The sequence below is a fragment of the Streptomyces sp. NPDC089799 genome, from assembly GCF_040684755.1.
Taxonomy (GTDB): domain Bacteria; phylum Actinomycetota; class Actinomycetes; order Streptomycetales; family Streptomycetaceae; genus Streptomyces.
On the sequence record NZ_JBFBGR010000020.1, the window covers coordinates 93,603 to 105,977 of the forward strand.

Consider the following 12,375-nt stretch of genomic DNA (forward strand, 5'->3'; position numbering starts at 1 on the left):
TTACTCCGGTGTCAGAGCGCGGAGTTGAAGATCGGCGCGGAAACAGGACGGCCGGATTCCGACGGAAGCACCCGGGCGAGCGCGGAAGCCGCGGAAGCACTGCGCACGTCGATCTCCCCGAGCGGGACACGACGGGTCTGTGCGCTGGTCGGAGGAGTTGCGGAAGTCTTCACGGTTCCGTCCTGGGGTGAGGCCATGTGGAATGGGCATGGAAATGACAACAGCGACGCGCTAGTGTCAAGCGTGGACTTTACTCTTCCACGCCCTATTGGCAACCGAGACATGAGGGCCGGTCACGCGTTCCATCGAATGAGTGAGCAAGAGGGTTGGCGCCCGAGCAGCCGACTAGGGGGGTCGCTGTGAAGGATTTCTCCGCATCCGGATCACCGGGCGGCGTGACGTTCCGGAACCAGGATCTTCCCGCTCTCTTCCACCACACCGACCGGGCCGCGATCTCCCGCCAGCGCGAGTCCACGCAGGCCACGCGGGCCCAGCTGCTGCTCCTCGTCCTCGCCGCGGCCGCGGCCGCGCTCCCTTCCGGACCGGGCTTGGGCTCCGTCCGGCTCGGCGGTGCGCTCAGCGCGCTGGCGTACGCCGGGGTCCTCCTGGTGGGCGTACGGGCGACCCGGCGCCGGGCCCGGCCCCAGTGGCAACTCAACCGCAGCGCCGCGGAGTTCATCAAGTCGCTCGCCTGGCGGTACGCGGTGCACGGCGCGCCCTTCGGCCCCGGACCGGACGACGCCGGACCAAAGGACGCCGAACAGACCTACCGCGCACGGCTGGAGTCGGGTCTGGCGGAGCTGGTGAAGATGGGCTGGGAGGACCCCAGGGCGGCCGGCCTGGTGCCGCAGGGCGGTGAAATCACCGGCGCCATGCGGGCGTTACGGAACCTGGACTACCGGGCGCGCAGGGAGACGTACGTCCGGGACCGGCTGATCGAGCAGCGCAACTGGTACCGGCGCCGGACCGAGGTGTCCCGCCGGGCCACCTCCCTGTGGTCGTGGAGCATCGTCCTGCTGACCTGCCTGGGGCTGATGTTCGCGGCGCTCGGGGCCTTCGGCACGGGACCGGCGGCCCGGCTCACCGGCCTGGTCAGCGCGGCCGCGACGGCCGACATCGCCTGGAACGAGGTCCGCCGGCACCACCCGCTGATCGAGGCGCACACCCTCGTCGAGCAGGACCTCGCGGCGATGATGGTGGTGATGCAGACGACCATCACCGAGCACCAGTGGCCCTCGGCGGTCTACGAGACCGAGCGGTACGTCTCCCCGCAGCACACCGACTGGCTGGCACGGCACAGCAATTGACGTATCGACATTTTCTGATGAACCCTCACTCCCCACTCCATGAGGGCTCCTTCACCGTCGCACATCGGCTGTACGGGTGGGCGGTCAGTCGCGGACCGCGCCGGCCCGCCAGATGACGGTGACCGGCTTCCCGAGCCCGCGCGCGTAGGCCACGATGTCGCCCGTGCCGCCCCGGCCGCGGGCCGGCAGGCCGTCCCAGACGGCGACCAGCCGGTCACAGCAGTCCGCGATGTAGGTGCCGGCCGCGTAGTAGGCCTCGTCCGTCGAATGGGCGAAGTCCATGCGGACCTCGCGGTCCGCCCGCTGCTTCAGCCGGTGGTACCCGGCCAGCGATTCGGCGTCCTCGAAGGCGTCCTCGTAGTCCTCGCTGGGGATCACCACCGTGAGGTCCGCCCCGCATTCCAGGGCGATGGCCGCGAAGATCTGGTCCGCTCCCTCGGCCAGGCTGGAGAGCGCCTCCAGCGGCCCGCGGTGCCCGGCGAGCACCGCCCGGAGCCGGTCCTGGACATGGCCGAGCACCTCGGCAGGGATCGACCGGTGTCCGGTCACCCCGATGCGCTTCATCGCATTCCCCCCGACTCCGCGTGTACCCCCGGACATCCTCCCAGAAGGCGGGGGGACGTCCAGGGGGCCGCAGGGGCGCGCGGGATCAGCCGGGACCGGCGGGGGTCAGTAGACGCTCACTCCGTAGGCGCTGAGCGCCTCGGTGACCGGCTGGAAGAAGGTCGTCCCGCCGCTGGTGCAGTTGCCGCTGCCGCCGGAGGTCAGGCCGACCGCCCGGCTGCCCGAGTACAGCGGGCCGCCGCTGTCCCCGGGTTCGGCGCACACGTTGGTGCGGATCATGCCGTAGACGATGTCCCCGCCGCCGTAGTTCACGGTGGCGTTCAGACCGGTCACCTGGCCGCCGTGGATGCCGGTGGTGGAGCCCCGCCTGGTCACCGACATGCCCACGGTGGCGTTGGCGGCCGAGGTGATGTCCTGGCTGCCCACGGTGCCCGGGTGGGCGAGCGAGGCGTTGTCGTACCGGATGAGGCCGTAGTCGTTGTTCGGGAAGCTGGATCCGACGGTGGGCCCGATGGCGGTGGTCCGGGCGGAGTTCGTGTACCAGGTCCCGGCACCGTCGGTGCAGTGGCCGGCCGTCAGCACGTAGTAGGTGGAGCCGCTGCGCACGTTGAAGCCGGCCGAACAGCGCCAGCCGCTGGTGTAGATGGCGTCGCCGCCGGAGAGCAGCTTGCTGAGCTTGCCGGGGGTGCGCTCGATGCGCAGGGCCCCGGCGTCGCGGCCCGCTTCCTTCTTGATCCTGGCGATGTCGGCGGCGCTGACCGTGGAGTCGGCGGTGACCACCAGGGTGCCGGTGGCCGGGTCGGTGTGCCAGGCGGTGCCCGCGACATCTGCGCGCAGCACGGAGGCGTCGGCCGCGGCGAGGCGGTCGGCGCCGTAGCCGCCGGAGGGGGTGTCGTCGGCGGTGGCCGCCGCGGCGGGCACGGCGAGCGCTGCCACGGCGGCCAGGCCCGCCGCGATCGCGGCCGCCCGGGTGGGGGTGATGCGCTTGATCCTCACTTCTCGTCCTCCCGTGGGGGGTGTGGGGGTTCGGTGAGGCGCAGTCAGGCGCGCTTGGCGGACCCTCGGATGCAGGGGATTGGCCGTGTCCTGACAAGCGCTGCTCGGGAGTGTCATGTCCTCCGTCAGCCGTCGGCAAGGGCTGGATTCGGCCTCGGGCCGCCCCAGGCCGCCGTACGCGGCGGTGTGCCGCCGGACGGCGGCGAGGGGTGCTCGGGGTGGGACCGGAGGGGTGGGGCGGGAGCCGGGCCGGGTGGAGGCCGGCGGTGCCGGTGGCACCGATGGAGCCGATGGAGCCGTCTGCGGCGGGTGTGCCGGCGGCTGGAAGCGGAAGGGGGAGCCGGACCCGCAGCCGACCGGGGTGCCGGATGCGGCCCGCGGATCGCCCTCCCGCCCGCCCGCCACCGGCCGGAGGCCGCCTCCGGCCCCCGGCGGACGGGGGCCGGCCCGCCGACCGGGTCCGGGACCGGACCGCTGCCCCTCCGCCGTCCCCGCTCCTCCGCTCCTCCACCTGCACGGTCCGGTCCGCCCGGTACGGACGCGACGTGCCCGGCCGGAGACGGCCGCGGTCCGGGACCGCACGGGAGGGCCCCGGTCCCGCTGCGGGCGCGGCGGGCCGCCGGCCCGGGGCCGGAAACCCCGACCGCCCGTACCCCTCGACGGCGGAGCACGGGCAACCGGAGCCGGCCGGCCGCACGGCGGGTGCGGGCCGAGGCGCCCGCGCCGTCGCCGGGCACGGCGCCTCGGGCGGGGGGTTCACCGTCCGGGTGGAGGCCGCCGCCGGCGGTGGCGGTGGGCACCACCACGCCCGCGCCCCCGCGACGCTGCCCGGGAACGGCCCGAATTCGACGTCCAGGGTGGCCGGATGGCCTGGGGGTGCCCCCGGACGGAGCCGGGGGAAGCGTGCCGGAGGGGGCGAGGGGGCCGCACGGGGCGGACACGGTGTCCGCCCGGGCGGGCCCACGCCCCCGGTGTCCGTGCCGCCGTTGCCGGACCGCGGCTGCGTCGTCGCTCATGCTGCTCACCCCTTCCCCACGGGAACACCCGGCCATACCGGGGTACGCCGTCCGGGGGTGTCGGGGCGGAGCGGGAACGCGGTGCGCGGCGGATCCGGCCCGGGAGCCGTCCGGGTGACGGGGAATCAGCCGTGTCGGGAGATCAGCCGGGCCGGGAGATCAGCTGTATCGGGAGGTGAGCCGCATAGGGGGTCAGCTGCACCCGCAGTCGCAGTCGCAGCAGTCGCAGCCGCTGCAGCAGCCGTCGTCCCCGCAGCAATTGCTGCAGCAGTCGCACCCGTCGCAGCATTCGCACACATCGCACAGGGGGTCGCGACGCTTCCGGCTCCACGGGCCCTCGTACTCCGTGCAGCACATCTGGCAGGTGCAGAACAGCCCGGTGAACACGGCGCAGCCCGCGATCAGTCCGCGCCGGGGGCGCTGCGGGGGAAGACCGGGCCCGCCCGGCGGCATGCCGCCGCCCGGGGGCATGCCGCCGCCCGGGGGCATGCCGCCGCCCGGTCCGCCGGGTGCGCCGCCGTACGGGCTGCCGCCGTAGGGGTTCTGGCCATGGGGATTCTGGCCGTACGGGTTCTGCCCGTACGGGTTCTGGCCGCCCTGGCCGGCGTACGGACCGGGGCCGCCGTACGGACCGGGACCGGCCGCGGGGTTGCCGCCGTACGGCCCCTGCGCCGAGTGCGACGCGGCGTGGCCGCACGAGCTCGTGCCGAAGGCGCGGTCGACCGAGCTGCGGAGCTCGTGCACCAGCAGCCGGTGGGCCAGGCCGCCGTCCGCGAATTCGGCGTCGCGCAGCGCCAGCCGGATGCCCCGCAGTGCGTCGTCGCAGAGCCGCCGGGCTTCGGTGAGCGGCGTGCCGGTGGCTTCGAGGGGGTTCCAGGCGCCGGCGAAACGGTCCTTCTCCAGGTCCTCGACGGCGTCGAGGAGGTGCGCGAGCCGTCCGAAGTAGCGTCCGGCCTCGGCCAGCGCGGGGGCGTTGCCCGGCCGGCCCGCCAGCGTGGCGGTATGGGCGAAGGCGGCGGCGGTCGCGGTCTCCGTCGGCTCGGTCACCACGAGCAGCGGCGTGCCGAGGCCGGCCAGGGCCTCGATGCCGGTCTGCCGGTCCACGGCGTCGACGAGCACGGCGGTGTCGAAGCCGAGCGAGGCCCCGGTCCGGGCTCCGGCCCGGTCCCAGCCGCGAGCCACCCGGCGCGCCGCGGCGGCGATCGGCGCCCGCGCCAACAGCCCGTCCCGGTCGGCCACGTGGTCGCGCACCTTGGCGGAGGCCAGCACCAGCGAGACGGCCGCGGCGAGCCGGGCGCCCTCGCCGTTGGCCACGGGGGCGGTGCGCATGCCGCGCAGCGGGCAGGGTCCGGCGGTGCGCCGGGCCCCGGCGACCGGACCCGACTGAGCCTCCGTCAGAACGGAGACCAGCAGACCGTCGTAGTTGGTGACGATCCGGGACGCCTGTCCGTGTTCGCCCCGAAGTGCCAGGCAGAGCCCGCAGAGATGGGCCATCCACTCCGTTTTGAAGCGCTCGCCGAGCCGATGCGTACAAGGTCTGACGATGCCGAACAAAGTGGGTCCCCCGGGTGTTGCGCGTCCGTTTCCGGGGCATCGTATCCAGCCAGTGCCTTCACCCGTACGCCCCCTGTGGCCACCCGGACGGAGGCAGTGGTCGTATTTTCACTCAGACAGCAGCGGTAGCTCCCTTGAACCCTGAGCATGTACCGGATGTTCTGCACCAGTACCGTCACGAAACTCCTGCGCGGCGGCTATCCACTTGGCGCGTTGTCAGCATCATGGACGACCATAGGGATTGCGGAGATGACACAAACGACAGCCGCGGTGAAAGGAGGCGTCCCATGGGTTCGGTGCGCAAGGCGAGTGCCTGGCTCGGTCTCGTCGAGGACAGCGACGACGAGCGCTACTACGACGACGAGTACACGGAGGCTTCGCAGGGTCCGCACGCCGGCGACCAGTGGGTCACCGACCCCCGGGTGAAGGTGGCGTCGGACTCGGCCGTCGAGATGGGCCGGCGGATCGCCACGGTCACCCCGGACGGCTTCCGTGACGCGCGCGGCATCGGCGAGCTGTTCCGCGAGGGCGTCCCGGTGATCGTGAACCTGTCCTCGATGGACCCGGCCGACGCCAAGCGCGTGGTCGACTTCGCGGCCGGCCTGACCTTCGGCCTGCGGGGCTCGATCGAGCGGGTGGCGACCAGGGTCTTCCTGCTGACCCCGGCCGACACCCAGATCGTGAGCGGTGAGCCGGGCGGCCGCTCCACCGGAGGCTTCTTCAACCAGAGCTGAGCGGGGCGCTCACCCGACTCACCGGAAGGCGTCGAGCCCGGTGAGTGCCTTGCCCAGGACCAGCTGGTGCATCTCCACGGTGCCCTCGTAGGTGAGCACCGACTCCAGGTTGGTCGCGTGCCGCATGACGGGGTACTCCAGGCTGATCCCGTTCGCACCGAGGATCGTGCGCGCGGTGCGGCAGATCTCGATGGCCTCGCGGACGTTGTTGAGCTTCCCGAAGCTGACCTGCTCCGGGCGGAGCGTGCCGGCGTCCATCCTGCGTCCCAGGTGGTGGGCGAGCAGGATCCCCTTGTGCAGCTCCAGCGCCATGTCCGAGAGCTTGGCCTGGGTGAGCTGGAAGCCGCCGATCGGGCGGCCGAACTGCTCCCGGGTCCGCGCGTAGTCGAGCGCCGCCTCGAAACTGGCGCGGGCGGCGCCCATGGAGCCCCAGACGATCCCGTAGCGGGCGTGGCTCAGACAGCCGAGCGGGCCCTTCAGCCCGGTGACGCCGGGGAGCACGGCGTCGGCCGGCAGCCGTACGTCGTCCATCACCAGCTCGCTGGTCACGCTGGCCCGCAGGGACCACTTGTGCTTGATCTCCGGCGCGGAGAAGCCGGGGGTGTCGGTGGGTACGGCGAACCCGCGGATCCCCTCGTCGGTCTGCGCCCAGACCACGGCGACGGCGGCCACCGAGCCGTTGGTGATCCACATCTTGCGCCCGTTCAGCACCCAGTCGGTGCCGTCGCGCTTGGCGTACGTGCGCATCGCGGCGGGGTCCGAGCCGACGTCGGGCTCGGTCAGCCCGAAGCAGCCGATGAGCTCGCCGGCGGCCATGCCGGGCAGCCAGCGCTGCTTCTGCTCCTCGGAGCCGTGGCGGTGGATGGCGTACATGGCGAGGGAGCCCTGTACGGAGACCAGGGAGCGGATGCCGGAGTCGGCGGCCTCCAGCTCCAGGCAGGCCAGGCCGTACTGCACGGCGCTGGCGCCGGCGCATCCGTAGCCCTCCAGGGACATGCCGAGCGCGCCGAGCGCGCCGAGCTCCCGGGCGAGCTCCCGGATGACGGGGAGCTCGCCCGTCTCGTACCACTCGGCGACGTGCGGCAGCACGCGGTCCGCGGCCCAGCCGCGGACGCTGTCGCGGATGGCGAGGTCCTCGGGGCTGAGCAGCTCGTCGATTCCGAGCGGATCGGTGGGCACGAACACGGTGTCGCCTCCGGCGGGGTGCGGGGTTGTGCGGAACCTTGCACTGCGAGTTTTTCCGCGCCGACGCTAACCCGCGCTCCCCGCGCGGGCAATCGTCCCCCGGTCGGGACGGGTGCCCGGGCCCCGGCGGGACGGTCGCACGGGACACCCGCACCCGGTGTGGCTGCCATCTCCGGTGTGGGCAGGCGACGGCACGCCTGCCCACACGGCCGGCGAACCCGAGGCGCAGCCCCGAGGGGTCCGGGGCACAGCCCCGGTTCCGGGAAGGGGTGGGGTGGGGGAAAGGCTCCGCGCAGCGGTCAGGCGGGGCGGCTGAGGGCCGCGTCGGCGTCCGACTTGGCCGGGGCCGGGATGTGGACCCGGGCCGCGCCGGCCGGGGCCGGGGCATCGGCCGGCTCGGTGCCTGCGGCGGAAGCCGAGGCGGAGTCAGGGGCAGGCGCGAGCGCAGAGGCGCGGCCGGTCTCGGCCGGCTCCGCCGAGCCGCAGTCCATGAGCCGCGGCAGCTTCAGTGCCATGACCGCCCCGGCGAGCAGCAGCCCCGCACTCACCAGCAGCGTGACGTGCAGCCCGTGCACGAACGACACCCGAGCCGCCGCGTACAGCGCGTCCCCCGCCGGCCCGCCCAGCGCGGACGCGATCTGGTACGCCTCGCCCAGCGAGTTCGCCGCACCCGCCGAGTCCGCCGCCGGCACCCCCGCCACGTGCGCCAGCCCCGGCGCGTACGCCGCGTTCATCACGCTGCCGAGCAGCGCGATGCCCATGCCGGCACCCAGCTGGTAGGAGGTCTCGCCGATCGCGGCCGCGCCGCCGGCCGTCTCCGCCGGAGCCTCGCTCAGCATCGATTCGTAGGCCGCGAACAGCGTGGTCTGCAGGCCGAAACCGAGCAGCACGAAGCCCACGGTGAGCAGCAGCGGCCGGTCGTGCTCGCCCATCAGGGTCAGCATCAGCACGGCCAGGGCGGTGAGCAGGAAGCCCAGCGAGACCATCGCCCGCGGCCCGATGCGGTGCAGCGTGTACGAGCCGGTGCCGCCGGCCGCCATGGCCGCGAAGGTCAGCGGCAGCAGCCGCAGGCCGGTCTCCAGCGGGGACAGGTGCAGCACCAGCTGCAGGTACTGGACGGCGATGAGCTCCAGGCCGACCAGCGCCAGCATGGCGAGCACGATGCAGCCCACCGAGGTGGTGAAGGTGGCGCGGGAGAACATCCGCATGTCGATGAGCGGGTGCGTCCGGCGCCGCTGGCGGCGTACGAACAGCACCAGCAGCACCGCCCCGAGGAGCAGCGGCACGAATGCCTGGGGGTCGAGGAGCTCCCGGTCGGCGCCGGCCCGCTTCACGCCGAGCACCACGCCCAGCACGCCGGCCGCGGCCATCAGCGCGCCGACCACGTCCCACGGCCCGTCGGCCGCGCCGCGCGATTCCGGCAGCAGCCACCGGCCGAGCGGCAGGATCAGGGCCATCAGCGGGATGTTGATGAGGAAGACCGAGCCCCACCAGAAGTGCTGGATCAGGAAGCCGCCGAGCACCGGTCCGCTGGCCGCGCCGATCGCGGCGACCCCGGTCCAGATGCCGATCGCCAGGGCGCGTTCCTTACGGTCCGGGAAGACCTGCCGGAGTATGGACAGGGTGGCGGGCATGATCATCGCGCCGCCGACGCCGAGCAGGGCCCGCGCCGCGATCAGCACCTGGGCGTTGTCGGCCAGTGCGGCCGTCGCCGAGGCCACGCCGAAGAGGCCGTAGCCGAGGAGCAGGATGCGGCGCCGCCCGACGCGGTCGCCGAGGGTGCCGAAGAGGATCAGCAGCGAGGCGCACACCAGCGGGTAGGCGTCGACGATCCACAGCAGCTCGATCGAACCGGGGCGCAGGTCCTCGGTGACGGAGGGGACGGCGACGTGCAGGATCGTCGCGTCGAGGGCGACGAGGACCAGGCTGATGCACAGGACCGCCAGGACCACCCAGCGATTGGCTCCGTCCGCCACTGCGGTCAGACGCTGCCGGGCCTTCGGTCCGGACATGCATGTACCTCCCAGGTGATCCCTCGCGTTCGGTGGACCAGCGTCGTGACGTGCCGCGGGTGGGCGGCTTGGTTGACGGGGCCCGGCATCGACACGCGAGTGAACGGCCAGCGTACGCGAGTTCGGTCAGGGGTCACGTGGTCAAGCTCTCACCCCGGCGACCCCCGGCGTGTGGCGTGCGCCACTCGCCTCCCCTCCGCGTACACGCCTGGTCACGGCCCGTGGTTCTGCTCCCGGGTGCCGTGCCGGTACCACCGATAATCATGCCTGTGGAAGATCTTGCCGTTCGCCGGGCCGCGCCCGCGCTGCTCGCCTACGCCGCCGTCCGGGTCCTGGGGCTGGTGGTGCTCGGGGTGTGGGGTGCGGTGGCGGGCAGCAGCCCGCACACCCTGCTCTCGGCCCGGTGGGACTCCCTCTGGTACGCGCGGATCGCCGCCGACGGCTACGGGTACGAGGTGGTGCTGCCGAACGGCGACGTCCATTCGAACCTGGCGTTCTTCCCGCTGCTGCCGTGGCTGGAGCGGGCCGTCTCGGCGGTGACCGGGCTGTCGTACGGCTCGGCGGGCCTGCTGGTCTCCGCGCTCGCGGGTCTCGCGGCGGCGTGGGGGATCTTCGCGATCGCCGATCTCCTGTACGGCCGGCGGGCGGGGGTGTGCGCGGCGGCTGCCTGGGCGGCGCTGCCGGTCGGGATCGTCCAGTCCATGGCCTACAGCGAGGCGCTGTTCACGGCGCTGGCGGCGTGGTCGCTGTACGGGGTGCTGCGCGGCCACTGGATCACCGCGGGCCTGCTCGCGGCGGCGGCCGGGCTGACCCGTCCGGTGGGCGTGGCGGTGGTGGCCGCGCTGTGGGTGGCGGCGGCCCTGGCCGCGCGGCGCGGCGAGGCGTCCTGGCGTACGGCGGCGGGGGCGCTGGTGGCTCCGGCGGGCGCGGCGGCGTACGTGCTGTGGGTGGGGGCGCGTACGGGTGAGGGGGTGCTCGGCTACCTGCGGGTGCAGGGCGGCTGGGGCAACGGCTTCGACGGCGGGCTGGCCTTCGCCCGGTTCATCGGGGGGAAGCTGGGCTCGGCGGCGTGGCCGGCCGGGGTGGGGCTGATCGCCGGGGTGCTGCTGGTGCTGTGGCTGTACCGGCTGTGCGTGCGGCAGCGGCAGCCGGTGGCGCTGCTGGTGTACTGCGGGGTGGTGGTGGCGCTGGCGCTGTGCGCGTCGGCGTACTTCGGGTCCAAGCCGCGCCTGCTGCTGCCCGCGTTCCCGCTGCTGCTGCCGCCCGCAGTGGCACTGGCGCGCGGGGGCACGGGGCGGGCGGTGGCCTGGCTGGGCGCGGCGGCCGCCGTCGCGGCGGTGTACGGGGCCTTCTGGCTGAACGGTTCCGGTCCGCCCTGACGGAATTCCGAATTCCGGCCTCGAATCGGTGTTCCCACATAAAGCCCGGACGGGTTCTGGAGGAATTCACGAGGCCCGGCCGGGAACCGGAACAGGATTACGCCGAACAATGCCCGGGATAAAGGCCGGACTGAGACCCACTCCACATCACATGGTCATCACAAACCCCGCGATTCGCGCGGGCTCCCCACTCGCGCGCGGTAACGTCCATTGAGTGCGTACCGACCCGTCATTCACCCGTCTGGAGCGGCTGTTCGCCCGCCTGGACCGTGAACCCGAACGACCGGCTCATCTGCAAACGCCGCAGATGAGCCGGCACCGTGTGGTGCTCTTCGCTTCGACCCTGGTGTTCTATCTGGCCATCGTGGTGGCCGTGCTGACCACCTCCTGGCTGGTCCGGCTGGACTGGCAGGTGATGTTCTGGCGGCCGTACGAGCAGCTGCCCGAGCTGCACGCCTTCCTCGACTACCTGGTGGTGCTCGGCCAGCGCGGCCCGACCGCCGTGATGGTGGCCGCCTGGCTCGGCTGGCGCTCCTGGCGGCAGCACACCCTGCGCCCGCTGATCACCCTCGGCGTGGCCCTGCTGCTGCTCAACATCACCGTCGGCGCGGTGAAGCTGGGGCTGGGACGGCTCGGCCCGCACTACGCCACCCGGATCGGGTCCGCCGAGCTCTTCGCCGGCGGGGATATATTTCCGTCGGGCCACACCGCCAACGCCGTGGTGACCTGGGGCATCCTCGCCTACCTGGCCTCCACCGTGCGCACCCGGCGGAATCTGTCGGTGCTCTCCGCCGTGGTCGCGCTCAGCGTCGGCGCCACCACCGTCTACCTGGGCACCCACTGGGTCAGCGACGTGCTGCTCGGCTGGGCCGCCGGCCTGCTGATCCTGCTGGCGCTGCCCTGGTTCGAGCCGCTCATCGCACGCGCCGAGAGCGCGGTCTTCGAACTGCGCGAGCGGATCCGCGAGCACCGTGCCGGACGGCGGGCGCCGGTGCCCGTTCCCGTCCCCGCGCCGGTGGCCGTACGGGCCGCAGCCCACGCGCCGGCTCCCCGGCCCGCCGCGCACCTCACGGTCCGGCCGCACATCATCCGCTCCGAGCGGACCCCGGCCACCCCGGCCGGGAGCCGTCGCCCCGCGCACGCCACGGCCCACGCGGCGCACGCAGAGCGGAGCACGCGGAACCCCTCGGCCCGCCCGGTCACGGGGAGCTGAATCCCGCCGCGCGCGGGGGCCGGTACGCACACACCGCCCCCGCGCGTCAGCCGCACGGCCGCACCTTCAGCCGAATCGGGTCACGCTTAGGTCACGAAATGTCGACAACTGTTTCACTGACCCGGCTCACCCGATGCGACGCATTCCCGAGCCTGCGCAATTGCCCTCCGGGCTGCGACACGCCCGGCGTGAATACGTTCTGCATTCCCTGCGCGGGGCGCTGGAATTACCCCTCTCGCATTCCCTCCGGGCCGCTCCCGCAAGGAATCTGACGGGCTGTGGACCGCCCTCCCCGCCGCCTGCGCACAGAACCCTCACTTCTTCCCCACTGGCGCGTCCGCACCGCCCCGCCGGGAACAGGCTGGGAGCATCGTGACCCTGATCCGATGCCGTCTCGGCGAGGGGACCACCGATG

At 73.2% G+C, this 12,375-nt stretch carries 10 protein-coding genes; 4 read left to right on the top strand and 6 right to left on the bottom strand.

From position 1 onward, the window contains the following. Positions 1–11 precede the first annotated feature (11 nt). Positions 12–284, bottom strand: coding sequence for an FxSxx-COOH cyclophane-containing RiPP peptide (gene fxsA, locus AB0O36_RS22285; RefSeq protein ID WP_365113176.1), 273 nt, complete (start codon positions 282–284; stop codon positions 12–14). 111 nt (positions 285–395) lie between these two features. Between fxsA and AB0O36_RS22290 the strand changes: the two genes are divergently transcribed. Further along, positions 396–1,307: a DUF4231 domain-containing protein gene (locus AB0O36_RS22290; protein WP_365113179.1), complete on the top strand. Its 912-nt coding sequence runs from the start codon at positions 396–398 to the stop codon at positions 1,305–1,307. Positions 1,308–1,391: 84 nt separating this feature from the next. Here AB0O36_RS22290 and AB0O36_RS22295 read toward each other — a convergent pair whose 3' ends face one another. The 3 genes from AB0O36_RS22295 to AB0O36_RS22305 all read right to left on the bottom strand — a co-directional run bounded on the left by AB0O36_RS22295 (position 1,392) and on the right by AB0O36_RS22305 (position 5,437). After that, positions 1,392–1,871 carry a hypothetical protein gene (locus tag AB0O36_RS22295; protein ID WP_365113182.1) on the bottom strand — a complete coding sequence of 160 codons (480 nt, stop codon included), beginning with the start codon at positions 1,869–1,871 and terminating at the stop codon, positions 1,392–1,394. Positions 1,872–1,976: 105 nt separating this feature from the next. Beyond that, the gene (locus AB0O36_RS22300; RefSeq protein ID WP_365113185.1) at positions 1,977–2,867 is read right to left on the bottom strand and encodes a S1 family peptidase; all 891 of its coding nucleotides are present in this window, start codon (positions 2,865–2,867) and stop codon (positions 1,977–1,979) included. Between the two features lie 1,208 nt (positions 2,868–4,075). Next, positions 4,076–5,437 carry a DUF5685 family protein gene (locus AB0O36_RS22305; protein ID WP_365113188.1) on the bottom strand — a complete coding sequence of 454 codons (1,362 nt, stop codon included), beginning with the start codon at positions 5,435–5,437 and terminating at the stop codon, positions 4,076–4,078. Between the two features lie 287 nt (positions 5,438–5,724). On the opposite strand from AB0O36_RS22305, the gene sepF reads away from it, so the two are divergent. Then, positions 5,725–6,171: a cell division protein SepF gene (sepF, locus tag AB0O36_RS22310; protein ID WP_365113190.1), complete on the top strand. Its 447-nt coding sequence runs from the start codon at positions 5,725–5,727 to the stop codon at positions 6,169–6,171. A gap of 18 nt (positions 6,172–6,189) precedes the next feature. Here sepF and AB0O36_RS22315 read toward each other — a convergent pair whose 3' ends face one another. Continuing rightward, a complete protein-coding gene (locus AB0O36_RS22315) occupies positions 6,190–7,356 on the bottom strand; it encodes an acyl-CoA dehydrogenase family protein (RefSeq protein WP_365113193.1) in 1,167 nt (388 codons plus the stop codon). Between the two features lie 299 nt (positions 7,357–7,655). Next, the gene (locus tag AB0O36_RS22320) at positions 7,656–9,368 is read right to left on the bottom strand and encodes an MFS transporter (protein WP_365113196.1); all 1,713 of its coding nucleotides are present in this window, start codon (positions 9,366–9,368) and stop codon (positions 7,656–7,658) included. A gap of 263 nt (positions 9,369–9,631) precedes the next feature. Here AB0O36_RS22320 and AB0O36_RS22325 point away from each other — a divergent pair, with 263 nt between their 5' ends. After that, entirely contained in the window at positions 9,632–10,747 is a 1,116-nt protein-coding gene (locus AB0O36_RS22325; protein WP_365113198.1) for a glycosyltransferase family 39 protein, read from the top strand. A 214-nt stretch (positions 10,748–10,961) separates the two neighbouring features. Continuing rightward, positions 10,962–11,960 (top strand): phosphatase PAP2 family protein, encoded by a 999-nt coding sequence (locus tag AB0O36_RS22330; protein WP_365113203.1) that lies wholly within the window; start codon positions 10,962–10,964, stop codon positions 11,958–11,960. Positions 11,961–12,375: the final 415 nt, after the last annotated feature.